Here is a 25675-nt window from a genome sequence, read left to right as displayed (position 1 = left end):
CTTCTATGCATGGCTATATGCTCTTTTCAAACTAAAAAGAAAAATTTTAGCGTTTTTTAACTGGTATTGACATAGAAAAAATAGAAATCAATTATGGGTATAATAACCATTATTTTACTGCATATAGCAAGAATTTGACGATTTTATGAACAAAACATTTGTACTTCTTACCAATTCGTTCTAAAATAGGTATGGATGCTATGTTCTTATAAATCGTTTTAATTGTTGTTTGGATGATACTGAGGTGATTTAACTGGAATACAAATCTATTAAACCGAAAAAAATTTACGAAGAGGTATCTGAAGCCATTTTAACAATGATTAAAAATGGTACGTTAAAACCTGGTGACAAACTTCTTCCTGTTCATCAATTAGCTGAGCAGTTTCAAGTTGGCAGATCTGCAGTTCGTGAAGCGCTGAGTGCTTTGCGGGCAATGGGCTTAATTGAAATGAAACAAGGGGAAGGGACATATGTGAAAAACTTCGATTCTTCAGCATTAACAAAGTCGTTAAATCATACGTTGTTAATGAAGAAAGAAGATATTTTGGATTTATTAGAAGTTCGTAAAGTGCTTGAAGTGGGGGCAGTTCGAGCAGCTGCAGCGAAGCGTACAGAAGATAATTTACAAAATATGAAACACTGGTTAGATGAAATGGCAAAAAGCATTGGGAATGAAAAAGCTGGTGAAAAAGCGGATTTTCATTTTCATATGGGGATCGCAGAGTCTTCGCATAATAACATCTTACTTGAACTTATGAATCATGTTTCAGAAATGATTGCTGAAACGATAGGAGAATCAAGACGCATTATTTTATATGGTGAACAAACAACAGCAGAACGACTTTTAGAAGAGCATCAAGCTATATATGATGCGGTATTGGAGCAAGATGTAGAATCTGCACAGCAAGCAATGCTAAATCATTTAACAAATGTAGAGCATATTGTCACAGGTAGAAGAGGTATAAATTCGTGATTTAGTCTTTCGAAATTTTATTTTTTTGATAAAATAGAAGAAAGGTTAAGTAAGCGTTTTCTTTTAGGGAGAGGATCAGGTAGGAAAATATTCCTAACTTCTTCTTTCTATCTAGTCATCTGATGACCATATGATTGTTGGCGAAGTTGTAATGAGGGGGAATTATAATTATGAAAGTTACTTTGTTTGTTACTTGCTTAGTCGATATGTTTGAAACGAATGTCGGGAAAGCAACAGTTGAATTGTTGGAGCGTTTAGGTTGTGAAATTGAATTTCCAGAAGCGCAAGTTTGTTGTGGTCAACCAGCTTATAATAGCGGACATGTAGAGGCAGCGAAAGAAGCGATGAAACATATGATTGAAACTTTTGAAGATGCAGAATACATCGTTACGCCATCTGGTTCTTGTGCGACAATGTTTCACGAGTATCCACACGTTTTTAAAGATGATCCAAAGTGGGCAGCACGTGCACAAAAAGTGGCAGATAAAACATTTGAATTAACACAATTTATTGTAGATGTATTAAAAGTTACAGATGTGGGAGCTAACTTAGAAGGTACAGCAACTGTTCATAAATCTTGTCATATGACACGCATGCTTGGAGTAAAAGAAGCACCAGGAATTTTACTATCAAATGTGAAAGGATTAACTGTAAAAGAACTGCCAAACGTACAAAATTGTTGCGGTTTTGGAGGAACGTTTTCAGTTAAGATGACACCAATTTCTGAGCAAATGGTAGATGAGAAAGTTGATAGTGTAATGGAAACAGGTGCTGATTATTTAATTGGTGCTGACTGTGGGTGTTTGTTAAACATTGGCGGACGTATTGAGCGCTTAGGTAAAGAAGTAAAAGTAATGCATATTGCTGAGGTATTGAATAGTCGCTCATGAAGGGGGAACATAAGCTATGTCTATGAAAATCAGTGAGAAAAAATTTAATGATCGCGTTGGCGATGGAATTCAAGATTCATTTATGCGCGGTGCAGTATCTTCTGCACAAACGCGTTTGTATACAAATAGATTAAAAGCAGCCGATGAATTAGGAAATTGGGAAGAGTGGCGTGAACTTGGTGAACAAATTCGTCAGCATACGTTAGAAAATCTAGATTACTATTTAATGCAACTGAGTGAAAATGTATCTAAAAGAGGCGGACATGTTTTCTTTGCGAAAACGAAAGAAGAAGCAGCACAGTACATTCAAGAAGTAGCGAAAAAGAAGCAAGCGAAAAAAGTCGTGAAATCAAAGTCGATGGTAACGGAAGAAATTAGTATGAACCATGCGCTTGAAGAAATTGGTTGTGAAGTGTTAGAGAGTGACCTAGGTGAGTACATCCTGCAAGTGGATAACGATCCACCATCTCATATCATTGCACCAGCACTTCATAAAAACAGAACGCAAATTCGTGATGTATTTAAAGAAAAACTTGGATATGAAAATTCTGATGATCCATATGAAATGACAAAGTTTGTTCGTAAACAACTTCGTGAAAAATTTATGGATGCTGAAATTGGGGTAACGGGATGTAACTTCGCAGTTGCGAATACAGGCTCTCTTTGTTTAGTAACAAACGAAGGGAATGCTGACCTTGTTATGTCGATTCCAAAAACACAAATTGCAGTAATGGGTATGGAACGTATGGTTCCAACGATGGAAGAACTAGATGTTCTTGTTGGTTTACTGTGCCGTAGTGCGGTTGGGCAAAAACTAACAAGTTATGTAACAGTAGCAGGGCCAATTCAAGAAGAGGAAGTAGATGGACCAGAGGAGTTCCATTTAGTTGTCGTAGATAATGGGCGTTCTCAAATTCTTGGCTCTGAATTCCGTCAAGTTTTACAATGTATTCGCTGTGCAGCTTGTGTAAACGTATGTCCTGTGTATCGTCATGTGGGTGGACATTCTTACGGTTCCATTTATTCAGGACCAATTGGTGCTGTATTAACACCGCTTTTAGGGGGATATGATGATTATAAAGAATTACCATATGCATCTAGTTTATGTGGGGCTTGTACAGAAGCTTGTCCGGTAAAAATTCCACTACATGATTTATTATTAAAACATCGTCAAGTTATTGTTGAAAAAGAAGGACGAGCACCACTTGCAGAAAAACTAGCAATGAAGATGTTTAGTATGGGTGCTTCTTCAGCGGCGTTATACAAAATGGGATCGAAAATGGCTCCAGCAGCAATGAGTCCATTTACGTCTGGTAATCGTGTAACGAAAGGCGTAGGGCCGTTGAAAAACTGGACGGATATTCGTGAGTTTCCAGCTCCAAGTAAGGAAAGATTCCGTGATTGGTATAAAGATCATAAGAAAGGCGGGAACGACCGATGACAGGGACAATTCAAAACCGTGATTCTTTTTTAGAGAACATTGCCAAAGAACTTGGACGTGCACGTAAAACAGAAGGTGTGCAGCGTCCAGCGTGGAAAAATAATGTAAACGTAGAAACGCTGAAAGATTATTCACAGGAAGAATTGCTGGAAGTATTCAAAAAACAGTGTACGAACATTCATACGACTGTAATTGAAACGTCAAAAGATGAACTAAGTATAGCGATGCAAAAGGTAATTCTTGAAAACGGTGGCGGACCTATTTTATTATCAGAAGATGAGCGTTTTACTTCGTACGGTTTGAATTCGTTATTTTCTAAAGAGCTTCCAAGTCAAAATGTTGAAGTAAACACTTGGGATCCAGAGAAAAAAGAAGAAAATATTCGCTTGGCTGAAAAAGCAAATATCGGTATTGCCTTTAGTGATTACACATTAGCAGAATCTGGTACAATTGTCGTGCAAAGTCATAAAGGACAAGGTCGTTCTTTACATTTCTTGCCTACAATTTATTGTGCAATCATTCCACGTGAAACAATCGTACCACGTATCACACAAGCGGTTCATGATATGAATACGCGTGTAGAGAATGGAGAAGGAGTAGCATCTTGTATTAATTTCATTACGGGACCAAGTAATTCAGCTGATATTGAAATGAATCTTGTTGTAGGTGTACACGGACCATTAAAAGCATATTATTTCGTAGTGTAAAATGGAGAAAAGCAGGCTAAGAAATGGCCTGCTTTTTTTATTAGAATACAGATAATGCGAAATGGAAGTACCGCACTCTTTTTGTTATATTTTTGGGGGAAAGGAGAGGGTGGTGTGACATTTTATTTATATGCTTTTTTAATAGGAACGGTGCTTGGTTCTTTTTATACAGTTGTAGCAGTACGTATTCCAGTGGGACAATCTATTATTACTCCGCGTTCTTATTGTCATGGCTGTCATCATACGCTAAGTCCGAAAGAACTTATTCCAATTGTCTCGTTTTGTTTGCAAAGAGGTCGCTGCATTCATTGTAAAATGAAAATACCTTTTATTTACACATTGTTTGAAGTGATAACAGGGGGCATTTTTCTTTTTTTTACGTGTGTGATTGGAATGGAGAAAGAACTCATTTTTATATGGACGTTACTTTCTTTACTCATTATTATTACGATGACAGATTTGTTCTATATGTTAATTCCAGATGTCGTTTTAGTTTATTTTGCTTGTTTATTTTTAATAGAGCGTATTTTTATTTCGTTCGTTCCTTTGTGGGATAGCTTGATAGGTGGAGGAACGATATTTAGTGCATTATATCTCGTTCAAATCATATTTCCATATGGACTTGGAGGAGGCGATGTGAAATTTCTTTCACTGCTCGGATTTATAATAGGGGCGAAAGCAATTTTTATTGTGCTTTGCTTCGCTTCTAGCGTGAGCCTTTGTTTTTTCGGAATTGCTATTTTATTAAGACGGATGAATCGAAAACAAGCTTTACCATTCGGGCCGTTTATTGCACTGGGAACCGTCTGTTATTTGGTTATGGTATCTTTGGAGTAAAAGGAGAGATAGAGGATGAAAGTGTATATGGATGATCAAAGGCCTTGTCCATCCGGTTATGTTTTAGTAACAACGGTAGAAGAGGCTGTCAAAATTGTTAGAGACCATGATGTGAGTATTCTATCTCTCGACTATAATATGGGATGACGTCAGAAAAATGGTTTGAATTTTTTGGAAGTTTTTTGTACGGAAGGTCTTTACGTACAGGAAATTCATTTACATACAAATGATTCAATTGGTATGCAGTACATGTTAGAGCGGATAAAGTGAAACTTTAATCAGTAGGGAGCTTCATCCCCTACTGATTATTAGCCCTCACCAATCGGGCTTTTACGTGCAGTTGATCCTCCACCTAACTTCTTTGCTCTCATTGAATTTTGAGGTGGAGGTCTTACTGCACGTTAATGCGGGGTAAATAAGGGAAAGGAAGCGGGAGATATTTCCCGAAATATACAAGTGAAATGTACAGGAAGTTAAAAAGCTCCAAGGGATCCTTGGAACTTTTTAGTGTTTCACATGTGCTTGTAAAGGTATAATTTCTTCTTGTTGAATTGCTTCTAAGTTACCTTCTGCCAACTTAGGCTCTGGATTTTTTATAGTTAAATAATGATATACCATACCAACAAATACGGATCCACCAATAATGTTACCAAGTGTAACCGGAATTAAGTTATGGATAGCACCAGCGAAAGAAATTGTATCAGGATGCGGTGATACTAAAGATAATGCAAATAGTGATAAGTTTGCAATGCTATGTTCATAACCAGATAAGAAGAAAGTGAAGACAAGAAACATCATGATCAGTATTTTTGCAGTATCGCCTTTTACTTGAGAAGGAAGGAAACATGCCAGGCACACCAGCCAGTTACATAAAATCGCTTTGAAAAATAATTGCATTGTAGGTGTTCCCATTTTTACTTCAACGACTTTGCTCATTAAATGTTCATGATCAATTGCTTCGAAAATACCAGTTGCATAAAATAGGAATGCGAAAAATACTGCACCTGCTAAATTACCCGCATAACAAGCACCCCAATTACGAAGTGTATCGATAATTGTAGTTTCTTTTCGCAGAGTTGCAACTGTAAAATACATTGTATTTCCTGTAAATAATTCAGCTCCACCATATATAATTAAGATAAGTGCAATTCCAAAAAACATAGAAGCTGCTAAATATGTTCCGGGTGAATTTGCGATATGAAAAAAGTTACCTAGTTTAAAACATAATACAATAATAAAGCCGATATAGATGCCAGCTAGTGCAGCGCGAATGAAGTATTGCGTTGGATTTGCATCCAGCATTTTTTTCTTCTTCTGCGCAAGTTGTACAACGTAAGCTAATCCTTGTTCTAGCATAAGTAATACGCTCCTTTAGTGCATTGTCTGTAAATACTCCTTATATGAATAAAGTACACGTATTTACTCCTAGATTCAATAAGTTTGTGCAATATTTCACAAAAAGGACATACCTTGAAAATGAAAGCGTTAACAAAATGTAGTATAATATCATATGTTTGTAAAAGCAGAGGGGTAGTTTTATGTAGTAAAGTGAAACCTAATGGATTAGTTAATGTGGAGTAAATGAAAAAGCGCTGTTGTTACAGCGCTTTTTCATCCAAATTCTTTTGTGAAGTTTCGACAGTTGTATCTTTTGAGAAGAACCAACCGCCAGCTGCAATTCCGATTAATACAATCCAGAATCCTAATTTCCATGGAGTAGACTCTGGGAAACTGTGTGGAATAACACCTAAAGCAGGGTGAGCTAATGTGTAAACAGCTAATTTAACACCAACCCAACCAACGATTAAGAAAGCAGCAGTTTCTAATCCAGGTTTGCGTTTTAATAGTTGTACGAAAGCAGTTGCAGCAAATCGCATAATAATTAATCCGATCATTCCGCCTGCAAAAATAACTAGGAATTGTCCTGTATCAAGGCTACCAATTGTACCAAGGCCTGTTTTTGGTAAAGTCATTGCTAATGCAACTGCCGCTAAAATAGAATCAACAGCAAACGCAATGTCAGCAACTTCAACTTTAAATACTGTCCACCAAAAATTTTCTTTTTTCTTTTTTGATTCTTTCTCTTCATTTTCCTCATGTGAATTCTTCTTAACGTATGTTTTGAATAAGTGGTTACCAGCGATAAACATTAAGTAAATCGCACCGATTGCTTGCACTTGCCATACGTCGACTAAGAAAGAAATCATAAACAATGACCCAAAGCGGAAGACGAAAGCTCCTGCTAAACCGTAAAACAATGCTTTTTTTCGTTTTTCTTCTGGTAAATGTTTTACCATGATAGCAAGAACTAGCGCATTATCAGCTGCCAAAATTCCTTCTAATGCAACTAAAATTAATAATACCCAACCATACTCCAATAATAATGATACATCCATGTACATTCTCCTCTCATTTGTATAAATATTAAACAAGTGAAGAGGTTCCCCACTGTTTAGTTTCCCCATACTCCAGCCTATCAACGGTGGAATAAGCTAGAAAATACAAAAAAGACCTCTGCCGTTGATAGGCAAAGGTCTTGCTAGACATATGTAATGAAAATGCCAACAAAGCCGGAAGAACTAGGTTCTACGTAATGACGACTTTGTTTCCAAGAATAAATTCTTGGACGCTACTCCCCTTTGGAGATATGCTATTGTATTTTCATTATATAAGTAATGTAAATGTTTGTCAACCCGTTAAAATGTCTTCGTTCGGATATTTTATCTTTCTTTGTTTTTTACGTGCAAAAGCAAATGCTAATGTTAAAGGGCCCATTTTTCCAAAAAACATCATAAATATAATCGTTAGCTTTCCGATTATTGTAAGCTTAGGGGTAAGTCCCATACTCAGACCAACAGTCCCAAATGCTGAGAATACTTCAAAGGCACTCATTAAGAGTGGAACTTGTTCGGTGATACTTAAAATTAATATAGCGAAGAAAATAAATGAGATTGAAATGACTACAATGGCAAGTGATTTTACAATCAAACCATCTTTGATTGATTTTTTAAAGATGACAATATCATTTTGTTCTTGCAAAAATTTAAGTACTCCTAATAACATAATTAAAAAGGTTGTTAATTTAATGCCTCCGCCTGTTGAAGCACTACCAGCTCCAATGAACATAAGTAACATCATGAGTAAAAGTGATGGTTTTGTTAGTTGTGCCATGTCTACAGTATTAAATCCAGCGGTACGTGTGGAAACAGCTTGGAAATAGGCTGCTAGTCCTTCTTCAAACGGTGTAAATCCTTTCATGGAAAGTGGATTATGGAATTCAAATATAAAAATTAAAATTGTAGCAGCTATGTTTATAATAAGAGTAGAAGAGAGCATAAGTTTAGAGTGTAACGTAAGGTTCTTAAAGTTTCGTTTTCTTTTTATATCCACTATGACTGTGAAACCAATTCCACCTAAAATGATGAGAGAAGAAATGACTATGTTGACGAGTATACTATGAGATTGTGACATTAAATTATCAGTCCAAATGGAAAATCCGGCGTTGTTAAATGCTGAAATAGCATGAAAAAAACTGTAATATAGTCCATTGGAAAAACCGTATTTTGGAATCCATTCAAAAGCAAGAAGAAGGGTAGCAAAACATTCAATAGTAAAAGAAAATAGAAATAATGATTTTGCAAGACGGATCACTCCGCCGATATTTGTTTGGTTTAACGCTTGTTGTAGTAAAATTCGATTTTGAAGACCGATTTTTCTTCCGAGCATAATCGCAATTAATATGGCAAAGCTCATAATCCCAAGACCGCCAACTTGTATGAGTGTTAAAATGACAAGTTGCCCAAATAAGGTGAATATTTTCCCGGTGTCAACAACGCCGAGTCCTGTAACTGTACATGCAGAAACAGTTGTAAAGAGGGCATCTAGCCAAGAAATAGAAGTTGTAGTGGAGATAGGTAGTTTTAATAGGCATGTTCCGATAATGGATAGTGCAATAAAAGATAATGTAAGTACATGAGGTGGGCTCATTCTGATATTAATCCTTTTCATAGCATACATCTTTCCTTTCGGTTTGCTCTTTGTAGTATGTGAAGAAGGATTACAATGTATGTTGTGCAAAAGAAAGGAGGCAGAATGTGTCTGCCTCTTGAATCCATTGTTTATAGGGTTATCCACGTAATTGCTGTTGTGCTAAGGAAACGAGACGTTTTGTTACTTCGCCACCGACAGATCCGTTAGAACGAGATGCTGTATTAGAACCTAAGCTTACACCGAATTCTTGAGCAATTTCATATTTAAATTGTTCCAATGCTTGCTCAGCGCCAGGAACAAGTAATTTATTTGTTTTTACCATTGATCACACATCCTAATTTATATTCCAGTTTATTTGTTTTTAATGAACAGTGAAGAGATGTATTCACTGTATAAACTGGTATCGTTAGTGTATGTGTTATATGTTTGACCATACACGGAAGTAATCGGTGAGATTAGAAGTTATTGGATATGAAAAAAGAGTAGCACATTTGCTACTCTTTTTTCAGTATTGTTGCCGTCCCTTCGACAACGAGGTTATTCAACTGATTATATACATTTGTTTGCAATGTAATAATTTTTTTATCATCACGTTTTTTGATCACTTCTGCAACTACGCGTAAAGTGTCACCAATTTTTACAGGTGCCCGAAATGATACATTTTGTGATAAATAAATTGTATTTTTCCCTGGTAATTTTGTTCCAAGAACGGTAGAAATAAATCCTGAAACAAGCATACCGTGTGCAATTCTTTCTTTAAACATTGTTGTTTTTGCAAAAGAGTCTAGAATATGAATTGGATTTACATCCCCAGTCAGTTTTGCAAAAGTGATAATGTCCTCATTCGTAATCGTTGTTGTTAAGGATGCTTGATCGCCAACTTGAATCTCATCATAATGAAGCTCTTGAACAGACTGTGCTTCTTGAAATGGATTCATTTTTTCCTCCTTCTTTTCCATATCGAAAAATGTAAGCCATCTTGATGTAATGGGAGGAAGAAAGAGTTTAGTTTGTTCTGCGGTAAGCTGCCACATTTTTCTTACTTGATGGAAGTAAATAGATTTTTTGAGTTTTCCTCGAACTTTTGTACGAGTTCCAACTGCGTAGATTTGAATTCTTCCAAAAAACTTTCTAGTTGTTTTTGAACCTCGTCCCGTTGAAGTTGTTGTTGTTCAATGAATTGTTTTGTTGTTTCTTCAAACTGGCCACTCGTTTGAGTAAGAATTGATAAAGATGTTTTTGTTGGAGACACAGTTAGTTGACGAATATGATTAGAAAGTTCATTCCATTTTTCTTGCCATTCGTTAATTTGTTCGTTTAAGGAATTTCCTGTAAATTGCTTCACGTATTCTGTATATTGACTATTCAATTGAGTAGTGAATTGTTGTAGTTCTTTTTCGAGTTCATCTACCCCTGCTGTTAATTTATGCAAAGCATCTTGTTGTTGTTTTAATGTTTCTAAAGTAAGTTGTTCTAATTGTTTCCCTGCTGAAGAGAAAAGGGAAAGAGAATGTGACCAATTTTTCCAAAATGCATCGACAAGTTCGTATGGTTTAGTTTCCATGGTTTGACCTCCAAATGTTTTTTTGCATATTGTGAACGCAGATTATTCTGCTGTACCACCAGGTGAAGATGAAGAGTTTTTCTCATCCTTTTCTGGAGAAGTAGAAAATGGAAAGAATGCGTTGGTATATAACGTGAAAAACGTCCGCAGCATATTTTGATAATGTTCAAAAGAGGTCGCGCATGTTGCTAAATATTGCTCTCCATATTCTGTTAAAGAATAAATTCGCTTTGCTGGTCCGCCTTCACTTGTATCCCAAGTAGAAGAAATAAGGTTTTCTTTTTCTAACTTGCGTAATGTTCTATACACATTACCCTGGTCAACAGAAGAAAAGCCGATATCCATTAGCATTTGAATCAGTTTGTAACCGTGAAGACTCCAGTCTTTTAGACATAGAAGTAAGAAGGGAACTAAGAAGTTTTTTGGCATGGAGTTTGGTTGTTTGGATTGGTTTTTTTCCAAACTTTCTTGTTGTTCTGGTTCATTATGTAGCATGATTGTGCATCACCTCATGAATCAGTCAGATGGAATTTTTTGCTTATAAGTGCAATTTACACCTATCTGTTTTCAATGTCAATACATTTGTTAGAATATAGAAAAAAATAAAATACAGACTTGAAGTTTTATTCAGAATATTAGAAAATAGTGAATAGGTTGAATTGTTTCAAAAACGAATAAGGGAGTGTAGGAGAAGTGATTGATCAAAAATTCGATCCACTACAAGCATGGAAAGAAGCTTATGAACAGACTGAAACATTTTGGGGAAAAGCGCTCAATGAAACAATCAAAACAGAAGAGTATTCTGCTTGGATGGGAAGCGTTCTAGATTTGAACTTGTTTTATCAGAAGATGTTAAATGATGCAACAAAGGGCTATTTAGAAAAAGTGAATATACCAACTCAAGAAGATATTGCAAGGGTAGCTACGCTTGTTATCAACTTAGAAAATAAAGTTGATAACATTGAAGAATTTTTGGAAGAAAAAGCAGAATCTCTAGGACAATCTCCTACGCTAAAGCGTGATGTAACAAAAGTGAAACAAGATATTCGTACATTAGAAAATAAGGTAGACAAGATTTTAGAATTACTTGAAAAACAAAATGAAGTGTTAGCAAAATTACAGGAACCCGTGAAAGAAGCGGCGAAAGCACCTGTGAAACCAGAAAATAAAAAATAGTTATGAAGCGCCTTGTTTACTCGTTTCAAAAAGGGAAGGGAGAATCCTTTTTGCAGGCAGTATAACGGCGAAAAAATATTATATATGGTGCTTTTTATATAAGTGCTAATTCGATTCATTCATTATCGTTCATAAATTCATTAAAGGGGGAAAAGAAATGACTCAATTAAATGGTAAAGTAGCAATCGTAACAGGTGGAGCAAAAGGAATTGGAAAAGCGATTACAATAGCATTAGCAAAAGAGGGTGCAAAGGTTGTTATTAACTATAATAGCAGTAAAGAAGCAGCTGAAAATCTAGTGAATGAATTAGGGTTAGAAGGTCATGATGTATATGCAGTACAAGCAGATGTTTCTAAGCTAGAAGATGCAAAGCGCCTTGTAGATGAAGCGGTAAATCATTTTGGTAAGGTAGATATTCTTGTGAATAATGCCGGTATTACAAGAGATCGTACATTCAAAAAGTTAAATCGTGAAGACTGGGATCGCGTAATCGATGTGAATTTAAGTAGTGTATTTAATACAACGAGTGCGGCACTTCCTTACATAACAGAATCAGAAGAAGGTAGAATCATTAGCATTTCTTCTATTATTGGACAAGCTGGTGGATTTGGCCAAACAAACTATTCGGCAGCAAAAGCTGGTATGTTAGGGTTTACGAAATCATTAGCGTTAGAACTTGCGAAAACAAATGTAACAGTGAATGCGATTTGCCCAGGATTCATTGATACAGAAATGGTAGCAGAAGTACCAGAAGACGTTCGTCAAAAAATCGTTTCTAAGATTCCAAAGAAACGTTTTGGACAAGCTGATGAAATTGCAAAAGGTGTTGTATACCTATGCCGTGATGGAGCGTATATCACTGGTCAACAGTTAAATATTAACGGCGGATTATATATGTAATGAAGGACGGAGAAAGTGCATATCCATAGCAGGAGTGCACTTCTTTCTTGAAGAAGGAAATCCATCAAAAAGGAGATAGGAAAATGACTACATTCGTAACAGAATGGGAAAAGCAATTAGAACTATACCCAGAAGAATACCGAAAAGCATATCGTCGTTTTAAAAGAGCGAGTGAGGTTTTACTGCGTGAACCAGAGCCGCAAGTTGGTTTAACTCCAAAAGAGGTCATTTGGACAAAAAATAAAACGAAGCTGTATCGCTACGTTCCAAAGCAGGAAAAAACACATTCGGTTCCAATTTTATTAATTTATGCGCTAATTAATAAGCCATATATTATGGATTTGACACCAGGAAATAGTTTGGTGGAATATTTAGTGGACCGTGGTTTTGATGTATATATGCTTGATTGGGGTACATTTGGGTTAGAAGACAGTCATTTGAAATTTGATGATTTCGTGTTCGATTATATTGCAAAAGCAGTTAAAAAGGTCATGCGAACTGCAAAATCGGACGAGATTTCTTTACTTGGTTACTGCATGGGAGGAACGCTAACCTCCATTTATGCAGCACTTCACCCACATATGCCAATTCGTAATTTAATTTTTATGACAAGTCCATTTGATTTCTCTGAAACAGGATTATATGGTCCATTATTAGATGAAAAGTATTTTAACTTAGATAAAGCGGTAGATACATTTGGGAATATTCCGCCAGAAATGATTGATTTCGGGAATAAAATGTTAAAGCCAATTACGAACTTCGTTGGTCCGTATGTTGCTTTACTTGACCGTTCAGAAAATGAGCGTTTTGTTGAAAGCTGGAGGCTCGTTCAAAAATGGGTTGGAGATGGTATTCCATTCCCAGGTGAATCGTATCGACAATGGATTCGCGATTTTTATCAAAATAATAAATTGGTTAAAGGTGAGCTCGTAATTCGAGGTCAAAAAGTAAAACTTGAAAACATTAAGGCAAATGTCTTAAATATTTCTGCAAAACGTGATCATATTGCATTGCCATGCCAAGTAGAGGCGCTCTTAGATCATATTTCTAGTACAGATAAACAGTATGTATGCTTGCCGACAGGACATATGTCAATTGTATATGGCGGAACTGCTGTAAAACAAACGTATCCTACAGTTGGAAACTGGCTTGAGGAACGCTCTAATTGAGGTAAAGTAGTGGTGGCTTGAACAAATATTTTGTTTGTTCATACGAATGGAATGGAAAATCCAGCTAGTATAGGCTAGCTGGATTTTTTTATGTAAAGTAACAAAAAATAAAAGAAAGGAAATTAAAATTTAGGAGCATAGTTATGAAATTAACATTAGGGAAGTTATACTGGAATGAAGAAGCTTGTATGCCTTGTTATCCACTATTAGAAAATGATATGATATGTGATGTGTTGATTGTAGGGAGCGGTGAAACAGGTGCTCATATTGCATATTTTTTAACGTTGTTAGGCATGAAGGTTATATTGATTGATAAGCGAAAAGTTGCAAATGGGAGTACACTTGCAAATACAGGAATACTCCAAGTTGCTCATGATAAATCATTAACTTCTATGATTCATACGTTTGGTGAAGAAAAAGGGGTGCGTACTTATCAGCTTTGTTATGAGGCACTACAGACATTAGAACGGATTGTTCCAAAGTTAGATATGGACCCTTGTTTCATTCCAAAAAGCAGTTTATATTATGCGAGTCAGAATGAAGATGTTTTATTCCTTCAAGAAGAGTATCGTACATTACAACGTTACGGATTCCCTGTTACGTATTTTACAGAATCTGATATTAAGAAACGATATTCATTTACAAAACCGGCGGCATTATATACAGGGGGAGATGCAGAAGTGAACCCGTATATGTTAGCACATGGTCTTATACATAAAGCAAATCAATTAGGAGCTTCTATTTTCGAAAACACAGAGGTTATTCATATTAAGTCAGTTCAAAAAGATGTAGTTTCCTATATAAAAACGGGTAAGAAAATTGTAGCGAAAGCAGTGATTATGGCTACGGGATATGAAATGCTATTTGGCAAAAAAGAAGCGAATGCAACAGTAGAAACTTCTTATGCTATTATTACAAATGAACAAGAGCATTTTAATGGATGGTACGAACAATCATTAATTTGGGAGACTGCTCGTCCGTATTTATATTTCCGTACGTATAAGAATCGAATGATTATAGGCGGATTGGATGAATCCATGCAACTTCAGAAACTTGGTGATACAAAGTTATTGTATAAACGAGAGGTACTTACTAAAATTATACAAGAGATGTTTCCAAATCTTTCAAATGTAAGAGCCGAATATTATTGGGCTGCTGCATTTGGGGGAAGTCATGACGGCCTTCCTATATGTAAAGAAGATAGGAAAATCTCTAATTTGTATTATGCATTACCGTATGGGGGAAATGGAACTGTATATGGAATGGTATTTGCAAAACTATTTCAGCAGTTATTTACAAATAAAGAAAATGGTGATTTTTCTTTGTTTAATCGATAGAAAAAAGGTAGCGAAGTGATGGAATGAGAAATATAAAGAAATTTTTACAAAAGTTACGTCCGGTGCAGCTTATTGTTTTATTTTATTTTATAGCAGTAATTGTTTCGGTAATTTTATTAAGTTTACCATTTTTCATTAAACCAGGTGTAAAGTGGACATTTATAGATGCGTTATTTACATCCGTTAGTGCCGTAAGTGTTACAGGACTTTCAGTGGTTTCTATTCCGGATACGTTTAATACGGCAGGCATTATTATTTTAGCGCTTGTATTACAATTAGGCGGTTTAGGAATTATGGCACTTGGTACATTTGTGTGGATGTTAACAGGGAAAAAAATTGGTCTGCAGCGAAGAAGATTAATTATGGCAGACCATAACCAGGGGAATTTGTCAGGTCTTGTTGAGCTCATGCGGTCTATTTTAATTTTAATTGTTTCAATAGAAGCGGTTGGAGCACTCCTCTTGGGCACAAGGTTTTTACTCTATTTTCCAACTTGGCAAGAAGCGTATTTTCACGGTTTTTTTGCCGCTGTTAGTGCGACGACGAATGGTGGGTTTGATTTAACAGGTCAGTCGCTTATTCCATATAAAAATGACTATATTGTACAAATTATTCATATGCTACTTATTATTTTAGGAGCAATCGGATTTCCTGTATTAATGGAGGTCAAGCAGTACTTAAGTAAGAAAAAACATCAATTGTTTCGTTTCTCACTATTTACAAAACTGACGACAACGACATTCTTTTCTCTTGTTATTGTTGGAACAATCGTTATTTTTTTATTGGAGCGAAATCAATTTTTATTAGGGAAAACGTGGCATGAAACGGTGTTTTATACACTGTTTCAATCCGTTACAACGAGAAGTGGCGGGTTAGCGACAATGGATATACGGGACTTGTCACAGCCGACGCTTTTATTTATGAGTGTTTTAATGTTTATTGGTGCTTCTCCAAGTTCAGTTGGAGGAGGGATACGTACAACGACGTTTGCTGTAAATATTCTTTCCCTATATACGTTTGCAAAAGGCGGTAGAACGGTACGTGTCTTTAAACGGCAATTACATGAAGAAGATATTTTAAAGGCATCTGTTGTTATGACGATGGGGATTGTATTATGTGCTTCGGCGCTATTTATTTTATCAATGACTGAAAACGTACCATTAATGAGTTTAATTGTTGAAGTATGTTCTGCATTTGGAACGACGGGACTATCGACAGGTATCACTTCTGATTTAACTACAATCGGAAAACTTGTATTAATTATTCTTATGTTTATTGGTCGTGTTGGCATCTTAACATTTATTTTGGCTAGTGGTGGAAGAGAACAACCACCGCGCTATAAATATCCGAAAGAGAGAATTATCATTGGATAAAGTGAAACTTTAATCAGTGGAGTTCTTACTGCCCGTTAATGCGGGATAACATGAAACCATTCTACCTATGAAGGTAGAATGGTTTTTTAATCGTTAATACCAAATTGAGGGTGCATAAATGCATCTTCAGCTCTATCTGCTTTATTTTGTAACAATTCTTGATTTTCTTCTGAAATCCATCCGATATCATTTGTTGGGTGAACCCATTGCTTTCCAGCCATGATAGCCGGATCAACTTCGTCACTCCAATTGTTAAGTGGGCTATTTTCTGAATTGTATTTACTATCTCCAATTACAACATCATATTGATTGATAAAAGGTTGTTGCATTTGTTTTCCTGTACCTTTAAAGGAAGGAAAATTCATCTGATGCGGAAGTGTCTCATCTAAAATGGGTGAATCAATTTGTTGTTTTTTCTTCAAAATAATCGTTCCTTCTTTATTATAGTAGGAAATGTAAATTCCTTGTTCATATATAATGTTCCCCTATTATGTTACTTTGCACTTGTTAACACTTCCCATCAATAATTTTCGAATGTTTCCCCAAACTAATATAGAAAGTGATATGTCATTACAGTGAGGGAAGGTATTGTAAATGGTAAAACGAAAAGTAAAGCAACATGCGGCAATGAATCATAATAAAACCCCAAAAGAAAGTCTGCCAGATGCAGAATTTGCGGTAGAGTATGAAAGTGAAAATCCAGCGAAATATGCAAATCGTAATTCAAAAAAGGGTAAGCAAAAATGAGGCGTTTTTACAAACGCCTCATTTTTTTGTGGGATTTTTAATCTTTTTTTAATTATTTGTAAATTTTCTGTTTTTTAGTGCGAGAAAAACATGTAAAAACATTGAAGTAACAACGTATTACACAAAAACAAACAACAAACAAAACATTAATGTTGGTTTAATACTGCTTTTACACTGGGCGTTTATATTGGAGTTGTACATAAGAAAAATAAAAGGAGAGAGAAACAGTGAAAAAAACATTCTTTAAAGCTGTAGCAACCGGAGTAGTATTTTCTTTATTAATGGGGTGTGGTGCTAAGAAAGAAGAAACTGTGGGTGCGGAAGCGAAAGGTGACAAATTATCCGGATCATTAACAGTTTACACAGCGATTGAAGAAGAACTTGTACCTATTTATCTTGATTCCTTTAAAAAGAAATACCCAGATGTGAAATTAAATATCGTTCGTGATTCAACTGGGGTTATTACAGCAAAATTGTTAGCGGAAGGAAAAAATACACAGGCAGATGTTGTATGGGGAACAGCAGCTTCTAGTCTTCTAGCTCTAGAAAAGAAAGAAATGTTAAAAGAATATTCTCCAAAAGGTGTAGATCGTGTACTTCCGCAATTTAAAGATGATAAAAAGCCAGAGAAATGGGTTGGAAATACGGCATTTATGACAGGGATTGCTGTTAATAAAGAAGAGCTCAAAAAGAAAAACTTACCGATGCCAACATCATATGAAGACTTAACAAAACCGGAATATAAAGGAACGGTTGTTATGCCGCATCCAGCTTCATCTGGAACAGGATTTTTAACAGTATCTGCATGGCTACAAATTATGGGTGAAGATAAAGGTTGGGATTACATGAAGAAACTTCATGACAATATTGCAACTTACACGCACTCAGGATCAAAACCAGCAAAATTAGCAGGTGCTGGCGAATATCCTGTCGGAGTATCTATGATTTATAGCGGTTTAAAAGAAAAACAAAAAGGTGCACCAATTGAAGTTGCTCTTCCAAAAGAAGGATTGGGCTGGGAAGTAGAAGCCAATGCATTAATTAAGAAAGATAATGCGAAAAATGATAAGCTTGCAAAAGCATTCTTAGATTGGGCAATTACAGATGATGTGATGAAGTTATATTTTGAGAAAAATGGATTTGCAACGATTAAAAATGATTATAAACTTCCAGAAGGTTTCCCAAAAGATGTAACAGACAAGTTATATAAAAATAATGATTTCAAATGGGCAGCTGAAAACCGCGATAAAATTTTAGAACGTTGGGAAAAAGAATTTGGTCAAAAAGCAGAACCGAAAAAGTAAGTGGGAGAGAGAAAAATGAGCGAATATTTATCAATTCAACATATTCAAAAACAGTTTGATGCGTTTACAGCGTTAAAAGATATTTCTTTTACAGTACAAAAAAATGAGTTTATTTGTTTGCTTGGGCCAAGTGGCTGTGGTAAAACGACGTTACTTCGTATTTTGGCCGGTTTAGAAGAGCCGACAGCAGGGAGTATAGCTGTTAATGGAAAAGATATTACAGCATTACCACCTGGAAAGCGAAATTTAGGGATGGTGTTTCAATCATATGCGTTATTTCCAAATTTAACAGCACTTGAAAATATTGAATATGGATTGAAAACGAAGCGGTATTCCAAAGCGGAAGTAAAAGAGAAAGCGATAGAAGCATTAGAGCTTGTTGATTTGTTGAATGTGAAAGATAAATATCCTGCTCAAATGTCTGGGGGACAACAGCAGCGAGTTGCACTTGCGCGTGCGCTCGCCCTGTCTCCTGATATTTTATTGCTTGATGAGCCACTTTCGGCACTTGATGCAAAAGTGCGTGAGAAATTACGTAGAGAGATGCGTGAGTTACAAGAAAAAGTAGGAGTTACAACAATTATGGTGACGCATGATCAAGAAGAGGCATTAACGATGGCTGATAAAATTGTTGTTATGAATCATGCGGAGATTATGCAGATTGGAACACCAGAGGAGATTTATCAAAAGCCAGCGAATCCGTTTGTTGCAGATTTTATTGGTTCTATTAATTTCTTTTCGGAAAATGACAGGAAACAAGCAATTCGTCCAGAGCATGTTGTAATTGTACAAAATGATGGGATTAAAACAGTTGTAGAAAATATGGAGTTTCGTGGCTCTGTATATCGAACGGAAGTACGTGTAGTAGACGAGAAGGCACATCTTTATAATGAGCGAATTGTTGTGGATGTATTAGCATCAGTGGCAGAGCAAAACTGTATTCGAAAAGGAAAACCACTTCAAATTTCATTTTCGGAAAATCATATGCTGTCATATGGAAAGAAGGTCATTGTATAGATGGAAATGTTAGAAAACTATGAAACAGAAGCTTCTAGAAAAACAATCAAGAGAAGTATTGGGAAAGAAGAGTGGATACAAAGGTTGTTAGTTGTCAGTATGCTTCTTGCATTTCTTGTCATGCTTGTATTGCCACTACTGCAACTGTTTACACAAGCTTTTTACGATAAAGACGGTGCTTTCGTTGGTATTGCAAACTTTAGCAAATATTTCACAACACCAACTCTTGTTCAATCGTTGCAGAATACTGTATGGGTTTCAGGACTTACGACCATTATCTCAGTTACATTAGCATTTGCGTATGCATATGCAATTGCGCGTACGAATGTTTTTGGTAAGCGCCTGTTCCAGTATATTGCCCTATTGCCATTATTTGCGCCAACGATGATGCATGGGATCGCACTTACATATTTATTTGGTAACCAAGGGTTAATAACAAAAGGGCTATTTGGCTTATTTGAAGGACTGCAAATTCCATTATACGGACCTGTTGGAATTACAATTGCTGAGGTTATTTATACCTTTCCGCAAGCATTTCTTATTTTGTTAATTGCTTTTCAAGGTTCAGATTATCGTCTATATGAGGCGTCAAATATGCTAGGGGCAGGAAAGGTAAAACAATTTTTCACCGTTACATTACCGGGTGTGAAATATGGACTAATTAGCGCAATGTTTGTCGTGTTTACACTTAGTTTTACTGATTTTGGGGCGCCAAAAATCGTAGGCGGTCAATATAATGTGCTTGCAACGGATGTTTACAAACAAGTAATCGGCCAACAAAACATGCCAATGGGTGCGACGGTCGGAATGATTTTGTTAATCCCAGCTATATTTGCATTTGTAGTAGACCGAATTACCCAAAGAAAACAAGCGAATTTTTTATCTTCAAAAGCAGTGCCATATCGAATTTCTACTAATAAAAAAAGAGATATAATTTCGTTCATATATTGCACTATCATTACACTTATGATCATTCTTTTATTTGTTGCAGTTGGTGTTGCAGCAAGTGTAAAAGTATGGCCATATAATATGACATTTACACTCGAACACTTCAACTTCTCAAGTTTAACGGGAGACGGAATTGAAGCTTTTAAAAATAGTGTCATTGTTTCAGCGGTTACAGCGGTTATTGGAGCAATTCTAACATTTGCGTTTGCATATGCGATTGAAAAAATTCAGCAGTTAGCATTCTTTAGAAAAGTGGGATATTTTTTCTCGATTGTACCGCTTGCTATTCCTGGATTAGTACTGGGACTAGGATATGTCTTTTTCTTTAGTCAACCGACCATTCAATTTTTGGGATGGGAAGTAACAAATCCGTTTCATCCTTTGTATGGTACGATTGCGGTTCTTGTGCTTGTGAATATCATTCACTTCTATTCTGTAACCTTTGTTACAGCAACAACTGCGCTAAAGAAACTAGATCGAGAGTTTGAGCTTGTTTCACAATCAATGGGAATCCCATTTTATAAAACATTCTTTCGGGTAACGGTACCAATGTGTTTACCAGCAATTTTAGAAATGGTGATGTACTATTTTGTGAATTCAATGGTAACTGTATCGGCGGTCGTTTTCTTATATGCAGCTGATTTTAAGTTGGCAGCTGTTTCAATTGTGAATATGGATGACGCCGGAAACGTTGCATCTGCAGCAGCAATGAGCGTGCTTATTGTTGTAACGAATATTGTAGTTAGAGCCCTATATGAATGGGGAACGAAAGCGATCCGTAATCGAACATCATTATGGCAAAAAAGATAAGAAGGGTGATGGGTAGGATGAAAATTGAAGCGGTTATTTTTGATTGGGCTGGTACGACAGTTGATTATGGATGTTTTGCACCATTAGAAGTGTTTATGGAAATCTTTAATAAACGAGGTGTTGTCATCACAGCCGAAGAAGCACGTAAACCAATGGGATTACTAAAAATTGATCATGTTCGCGCATTAACAGAAATGCCTCGTATTAGAGAAGAATGGAAGCAAGTTTTTGGACAATTACCAACAGAGGCAGATATACAGGAAATGTATGAAGAGTTTGAAGAAATTCTTTTTTCTATCCTACCGCGATATGCAACGCCGATTCGCGGAGTGAAAGATGTGATTGCACATTTACGTAACCAAGGTATTAAAATTGGTTCCACAACAGGTTATACAAGCGAAATGATGGATATTGTTGCAAAAGAAGCAAAAGAGCAAGGATATGAACCAGATTTTCTTGTTACACCAGATGATGTTCCGGCTGGTCGACCATATCCATGGATGTGTTATAAAAATGCTATGCATCTAGGTGTATATCCGATGAATCATATGTTAAAGATTGGAGACACAGTTTCGGATATGAAAGAAGGAAAAAATGCGGGGATGTGGACTGTCGGTGTCATCCTTGGTAGTAGTGAGCTTGGCCTGACAGAAGAGGAAGTTGCAAAGATGGATCCAGTAGAACTCCAGGGGAAAATGGAAGTGGTCCGTAAGCGTTTTGTAGATAATGGGGCTCATTTTACGATTGAAACAATGCAAGAATTACCGAAAGTAATTGAAAATATCGAAAAAGAAGAACTTATTATTTCATAAAAGGGGTAGGAGTCATGAATAACAATCATTATTTACTATTAACGCCAGGTCCATTAACGACAACAAAAACTGTAAAAGAAGTTATGCTATACGATTGGTGCACATGGGACACTGAATATAACACAATGGTACAAGAAGTGCGAAGCCGCCTTGTAGCATTAGCGACAAAGGACGAAGAACGTTATACAACAGTTTTAATGCAAGGGAGCGGTACTTTTTCTGTTGAATCAGTTATCGGTTCGGTTATTCCGAAAGAGGGGAAACTTCTTGTTTGTACGAATGGTGCGTACGGAAAGCGCATTGTACAAATGGCAGAAATGTTACACATTGATGTTGTTGTGAGCCAAACAGAAGAATGGGAGCCCACAAATCTTGTAGAAGTAGAAGAACGATTGCAAAAAGATCCAGCAATTACACATGTTGCTGTCGTACATTGTGAAACAACGACAGGGATTATAAATCCAATTGCAGATGTATGTAATTTAGGGAAACAGTATGGAAAAGTTACAATTGTTGATGCAATGAGTAGCTTTGGGGGCATTGAAATGGATGTTTCAGATTTGCAAATTGATTTTATGATTAGTAGTGCAAATAAATGTATTCAAGGTGTTCCCGGGTTTGGATTTGTAGTTGCAAAGCGTGATGAATTAGAAAAATGTAAAGGACAAGCTCGTTCATTATCATTAGATCTTTATGATCAATGGGAAACGATGGAAGTGCAAAATGGAAAATGGCGTTTTACATCACCAACACATATTGTACGAGCTTTTTATCAAGCATTACTTGAACTAGAAGAAGAGGGCGGAGTTAAAGCTCGAAATGCTCGCTATCGTAATAACCAACAAGTATTAGTAAAGAGAATGAGAGAAGTTGGTTTGCAATCGTTAGTAGAGGAAGGATATCAATCTCCTATCATTACATCTTTTATTTATCCGGAAGAAAGTTTTGAATTTAATAGATTATATAATGAGCTCAAACAGCAAGGTTTTGTTATTTATCCAGGGAAAATTTCGAAAGTAGATACGTTCCGAATTGGCAATATTGGTGATGTGCATGAAGATGATATTCATCGGTTAGTAGATAGCATTGTAAAAGGAGCTGTTATAGGATGAAAGTATTTTGTTTAGGTGGAGCCGGTAAAATTTGTCGCGAAGCAATTTTAGACTTAGTTCAATTTTCATCTTTTAAAACGATTACGGTTGCTGATTTTAATGAAGAAGAAGGTCGGAAAGTAGTAGCATGGCTGAACGATCCACGTGTTGATTTTGTGAAGGTAGATGTTACAAATCATGCGGACACGGTAGCGAAGATGAGAGGCTATGATATTGTTATGGATGGCACAACGATTAAATTAAATGGGCTATCTACTCGTTGTATTGCTGAGGCTGGGTGCCATGGGGTGAATTTAAATGGATTTGGCGAGGAAAATGAGTCACATGATGTATTTGTTCAAAATGGAAAGACTTGTTTGCCGGGATTTGGTATGACGCCAGGTGTGACACAGATGATGGCGATGTATGCAGCGAATCAATTAGATACAGTGGAATCTGTACGTGTAAGTCATGGATCCTATCGTCCGATTGCTTTTTCAGCTTCGATTACGGAGACGACAACATACGAATATGATCCGAAATTACCGACGCGTACAGTATTTGAGGGTGGTGAATTTAAACAAGTACCTCCATTTGCACGTCCAAGGGAAATTGAATTACCTGCACCATATGGTAAAGCGGTTCAGTATATTATTCCTCACTCTGAAACAATTACGTTAGCTAAAGCGTTAAAAGATAAAGGAGTACAGCTTATTGAAACACGTGGAACTTGGCCGCAGCGAAATATGCAGCTTGTTCGTGCTTTGTACAATTACGGTATATTACGTAACGACACAATTGAAGTGAATGGTAAAGAGATTGGTATTATGGATTGTATTTCAAGCTATTTACTGCAATCAAAAGAAGGACGAGAAACAGCGGTTTATGGATATGCACTTCATGTTGAAGTAATTGGAGAAAAAGATGGTCAAAAAGTGCAGCATGTTTTATATCATACGCATCCTACTTCAGACGGATCTGTAGAAGGATGGGAAAACTTGCGAGCTTATACAAGAAATGTAGGAATTCCATTTGGAATTGCAACGGAGTTAATTGCAAAAGGTGAAGTGAAAGAAATGGGCGTTGTAACACCTGAAGAAGCTTTTCAAAATCCACAAATCATTTTTGATGAGTTAGAAAAACGAGGCATTCATATTCATGAAGAAGTTTGTATCGTTGAAGAAAACTATGATTTTGTATAAGTAAGTGAAATTCCCATATGGATCCCATCTCAATATCTTGAGATGGGATTAGGTTGCCTATATAAGCGAGATAAATGAGGTGAAGTGATGTCTGTTGTTGGAGAAGAAAGAAAGCGTAGTATTCTTGAAAAAGTAGAGTTTAAGGGGAAAGTGAAAGTTTCAGAGTTAGCAAGTGAGTTTTCAGTATCAACAGAAACCATTCGCAGATATTTAGAAGAGCTTGATCGGGAAAAGAAGTTGAAGAAAGTATATGGGGGAGCGGTTCAACTTCCGGGAGCAGGTATAGAGCCCCCTATGTTAGAAAGAGAAATGTTATATATTGAAGAAAAGAAAAGGATCGGCTATAAAGCAGCAACTTTTGTAGAAGATGGAGATGTCATTGTTATCGATGATGGAAGCACACCACTTCAAATGGTCCCTTATCTCGTACATCGGAAAAACTTAACTGTCGTGACGAGTTCATTTCCTGTTGCAACCCAATTGATTTCTTCTATAAATAAAAAAATGTTTGATGGTGAAGTATTGTTTATTGGAGGAAAGGTGTCTCCTAAGCACTGTCGTGTCTCAGGATCTATCTCACAGCAAGTCATTCGTCAGTTTCATTTTCATAAGGCATTTATTTCAATTGATGGATTGTTACCGAGTTTTGGGATTTCTAGTTTTGAATTGGAAAAAGCTAAGTTATCAGAAGCGATGATTCAGTTAGCGGAAAAAACATTTGTTTTATGCGATCATACAAAGATTGGGCTAAAAGGAAATTATCGAATTGCCGGTTTGTCTAATATTGAGCACGTTATTTGTGATAAAAAAATGCCGCATAGTTTTGAAGAATTCATTACAAAAAATAATATTCGCTGGACGATTAGTTAAATATAAACCGCTTCTTTTTAGTTGGCAGAGGGGATCTAACTAAAAAGAAGCGATCAGATCCTTTTCCAGACCCATGTCAAGTAAAAACAGAAAGAGAAAACGAGTGCGAGTTAGCTTTTCTTATTTGTGTGACCAACGTATATGTTGAAAAATTAAAATGAATTTATCCCGCATTAACGGACAGTAACATTCCCACCTTAAAATTCAGCGAAAGCAATGTCCAGCTCTAGCGGCTAGAATCTCCGGTCGTTTCGCCCCCCTCGGACGAGGCAAAAAGCGCCTCTCTGTCGGAAGCTCCAACGTCCTGCGATTCTGGGCGAGCCGCTTCCGCTTTTCTAAAGAAGTTAGGTGGAAGATGAACTGTCCGTAAAGACTCGATTGGTGAGGGCTAATAATCAGTGGGGGGATGGGGAAAACCCCCACTGATTAAAGTTTCACTTTATATAGAAATTATCAATTTGTTGTTTCCTATGTCGTGATGAGAGAAGTACAATCGGGGACTTCTATTGAAAATAC

26 protein-coding genes, 1 pseudogene and 1 riboswitch are annotated in these 25675 nt (G+C 36.4%); of the genes and pseudogenes, 19 read left to right on the top strand and 8 right to left on the bottom strand.

Translation table 11 applies throughout. From position 1 onward, the window contains the following. Window positions 1–283: 283 nt before the first annotated feature. The 6 genes and pseudogenes from AC1M36_RS15295 to AC1M36_RS15270 all read left to right on the top strand — a co-directional run bounded on the left by AC1M36_RS15295 (window position 284) and on the right by AC1M36_RS15270 (window position 5118). Complete coding sequence (locus AC1M36_RS15295) at window positions 284–973, top strand: FadR/GntR family transcriptional regulator (protein WP_336452861.1); 690 nt, start codon at window positions 284–286, stop codon at window positions 971–973. A 170-nt stretch (window positions 974–1143) separates the two neighbouring features. Further along, a complete protein-coding gene (locus AC1M36_RS15290; protein ID WP_336452769.1) occupies window positions 1144–1863 on the top strand; it encodes a (Fe-S)-binding protein in 720 nt (239 codons plus the stop codon). Between the two features lie 16 nt (window positions 1864–1879). Continuing rightward, window positions 1880–3304 carry a LutB/LldF family L-lactate oxidation iron-sulfur protein gene (locus tag AC1M36_RS15285; RefSeq protein WP_336452768.1) on the top strand — a complete coding sequence of 475 codons (1425 nt, stop codon included), beginning with the start codon at window positions 1880–1882 and terminating at the stop codon, window positions 3302–3304. Beyond that, window positions 3301–4011 (top strand): LutC/YkgG family protein, encoded by a 711-nt coding sequence (locus AC1M36_RS15280; RefSeq protein WP_336452767.1) that lies wholly within the window; start codon window positions 3301–3303, stop codon window positions 4009–4011. The genes AC1M36_RS15285 and AC1M36_RS15280 overlap by 4 nt, the downstream gene beginning before the upstream one ends. Window positions 4012–4065: 54 nt before the next feature. After that, window positions 4066–4848 (top strand): prepilin peptidase, encoded by a 783-nt coding sequence (locus AC1M36_RS15275; RefSeq protein ID WP_479846009.1) that lies wholly within the window; start codon window positions 4066–4068, stop codon window positions 4846–4848. Window positions 4849–4863: 15 nt separating this feature from the next. Next, a pseudogene (locus AC1M36_RS15270) lies at window positions 4864–5118 on the top strand (cyclic-phosphate processing receiver domain-containing protein). 234 nt (window positions 5119–5352) lie between these two features. Here the strand turns inward: AC1M36_RS15270 and AC1M36_RS15265 are convergent. The 7 genes from AC1M36_RS15265 to phaQ form a co-directional block, all read right to left on the bottom strand. Continuing rightward, on the bottom strand, window positions 5353–6204 hold the full coding sequence (locus AC1M36_RS15265) for a formate/nitrite transporter family protein (protein WP_336452766.1): 852 nt from the start codon (window positions 6202–6204) through the stop codon (window positions 5353–5355). A 242-nt stretch (window positions 6205–6446) separates the two neighbouring features. Beyond that, the gene (locus AC1M36_RS15260) at window positions 6447–7244 is read right to left on the bottom strand and encodes a TerC family protein (protein WP_336452765.1); all 798 of its coding nucleotides are present in this window, start codon (window positions 7242–7244) and stop codon (window positions 6447–6449) included. A gap of 79 nt (window positions 7245–7323) precedes the next feature. Further along, window positions 7324–7498: riboswitch (yybP-ykoY riboswitch) on the bottom strand. 38 nt (window positions 7499–7536) lie between these two features. After that, on the bottom strand, window positions 7537–8856 hold the full coding sequence (locus AC1M36_RS15255; RefSeq protein WP_336452764.1) for a TrkH family potassium uptake protein: 1320 nt from the start codon (window positions 8854–8856) through the stop codon (window positions 7537–7539). Window positions 8857–8974: 118 nt separating this feature from the next. Continuing rightward, entirely contained in the window at window positions 8975–9160 is a 186-nt protein-coding gene (locus tag AC1M36_RS15250) for an alpha/beta-type small acid-soluble spore protein (protein WP_000241213.1), read from the bottom strand. Window positions 9161–9332: 172 nt separating this feature from the next. Continuing rightward, on the bottom strand, window positions 9333–9776 hold the full coding sequence (locus AC1M36_RS15245; protein WP_241816043.1) for a MaoC family dehydratase: 444 nt from the start codon (window positions 9774–9776) through the stop codon (window positions 9333–9335). Between the two features lie 101 nt (window positions 9777–9877). Next, entirely contained in the window at window positions 9878–10402 is a 525-nt protein-coding gene (gene phaP / locus AC1M36_RS15240) for a polyhydroxyalkanoic acid inclusion protein PhaP (protein ID WP_336452763.1), read from the bottom strand. A gap of 42 nt (window positions 10403–10444) precedes the next feature. Then, complete coding sequence (gene phaQ, locus AC1M36_RS15235; protein ID WP_336452762.1) at window positions 10445–10897, bottom strand: poly-beta-hydroxybutyrate-responsive repressor; 453 nt, start codon at window positions 10895–10897, stop codon at window positions 10445–10447. 198 nt (window positions 10898–11095) lie between these two features. Here phaQ and phaR point away from each other — a divergent pair, with 198 nt between their 5' ends. The 5 genes from phaR to AC1M36_RS15210 all read left to right on the top strand — a co-directional run bounded on the left by phaR (window position 11096) and on the right by AC1M36_RS15210 (window position 16358). After that, a complete protein-coding gene (phaR, locus tag AC1M36_RS15230) occupies window positions 11096–11578 on the top strand; it encodes a polyhydroxyalkanoic acid synthase subunit PhaR (protein WP_336452761.1) in 483 nt (160 codons plus the stop codon). A gap of 157 nt (window positions 11579–11735) precedes the next feature. Beyond that, window positions 11736–12479: an acetoacetyl-CoA reductase gene (locus tag AC1M36_RS15225; protein ID WP_336452760.1), complete on the top strand. Its 744-nt coding sequence runs from the start codon at window positions 11736–11738 to the stop codon at window positions 12477–12479. Between the two features lie 83 nt (window positions 12480–12562). Further along, the gene (gene phaC / locus AC1M36_RS15220; RefSeq protein WP_336452759.1) at window positions 12563–13648 is read left to right on the top strand and encodes a class III poly(R)-hydroxyalkanoic acid synthase subunit PhaC; all 1086 of its coding nucleotides are present in this window, start codon (window positions 12563–12565) and stop codon (window positions 13646–13648) included. Window positions 13649–13791: 143 nt separating this feature from the next. Then, window positions 13792–14985: an NAD(P)/FAD-dependent oxidoreductase gene (locus tag AC1M36_RS15215; RefSeq protein WP_479846008.1), complete on the top strand. Its 1194-nt coding sequence runs from the start codon at window positions 13792–13794 to the stop codon at window positions 14983–14985. Window positions 14986–15008: 23 nt separating this feature from the next. Further along, window positions 15009–16358, top strand: coding sequence for a TrkH family potassium uptake protein (locus tag AC1M36_RS15210; RefSeq protein WP_336452758.1), 1350 nt, complete (start codon window positions 15009–15011; stop codon window positions 16356–16358). Between the two features lie 86 nt (window positions 16359–16444). Here AC1M36_RS15210 and AC1M36_RS15205 read toward each other — a convergent pair whose 3' ends face one another. Continuing rightward, on the bottom strand, window positions 16445–16780 hold the full coding sequence (locus AC1M36_RS15205) for a DUF3905 domain-containing protein (protein ID WP_336452757.1): 336 nt from the start codon (window positions 16778–16780) through the stop codon (window positions 16445–16447). 172 nt (window positions 16781–16952) lie between these two features. Between AC1M36_RS15205 and AC1M36_RS15200 the strand changes: the two genes are divergently transcribed. The 8 genes from AC1M36_RS15200 to AC1M36_RS15165 all read left to right on the top strand — a co-directional run bounded on the left by AC1M36_RS15200 (window position 16953) and on the right by AC1M36_RS15165 (window position 25159). Next, the gene (locus AC1M36_RS15200; protein ID WP_336452756.1) at window positions 16953–17105 is read left to right on the top strand and encodes a hypothetical protein; all 153 of its coding nucleotides are present in this window, start codon (window positions 16953–16955) and stop codon (window positions 17103–17105) included. Between the two features lie 227 nt (window positions 17106–17332). Then, window positions 17333–18409: a putative 2-aminoethylphosphonate ABC transporter substrate-binding protein gene (locus AC1M36_RS15195; protein WP_336452755.1), complete on the top strand. Its 1077-nt coding sequence runs from the start codon at window positions 17333–17335 to the stop codon at window positions 18407–18409. A gap of 15 nt (window positions 18410–18424) precedes the next feature. Then, on the top strand, window positions 18425–19426 hold the full coding sequence (locus tag AC1M36_RS15190; protein WP_336452754.1) for a putative 2-aminoethylphosphonate ABC transporter ATP-binding protein: 1002 nt from the start codon (window positions 18425–18427) through the stop codon (window positions 19424–19426). After that, entirely contained in the window at window positions 19427–21184 is a 1758-nt protein-coding gene (locus AC1M36_RS15185; protein WP_479846007.1) for a putative 2-aminoethylphosphonate ABC transporter permease subunit, read from the top strand. It abuts the gene before it with no gap. A 17-nt stretch (window positions 21185–21201) separates the two neighbouring features. Continuing rightward, complete coding sequence (gene phnX / locus AC1M36_RS15180) at window positions 21202–21996, top strand: phosphonoacetaldehyde hydrolase (protein ID WP_336452752.1); 795 nt, start codon at window positions 21202–21204, stop codon at window positions 21994–21996. A 14-nt stretch (window positions 21997–22010) separates the two neighbouring features. After that, window positions 22011–23108 carry a 2-aminoethylphosphonate--pyruvate transaminase gene (gene phnW, locus AC1M36_RS15175; protein ID WP_479846006.1) on the top strand — a complete coding sequence of 366 codons (1098 nt, stop codon included), beginning with the start codon at window positions 22011–22013 and terminating at the stop codon, window positions 23106–23108. Then, a complete protein-coding gene (locus tag AC1M36_RS15170) occupies window positions 23105–24289 on the top strand; it encodes a saccharopine dehydrogenase family protein (protein ID WP_336452750.1) in 1185 nt (394 codons plus the stop codon). Before phnW ends, AC1M36_RS15170 begins: the two co-directional genes overlap by 4 nt. Before the next feature lie 87 nt (window positions 24290–24376). Then, entirely contained in the window at window positions 24377–25159 is a 783-nt protein-coding gene (locus AC1M36_RS15165) for a DeoR/GlpR family DNA-binding transcription regulator (RefSeq protein ID WP_336452749.1), read from the top strand. Window positions 25160–25675 lie beyond the last annotated feature (516 nt).

It is taken from the genome of Bacillus sp. Medicinal_06 (genome assembly GCF_056711665.1).
The sequence above is the reverse complement of the archived record's forward strand: the minus strand, read 5'-3'. Positions and strand labels throughout refer to the sequence as shown.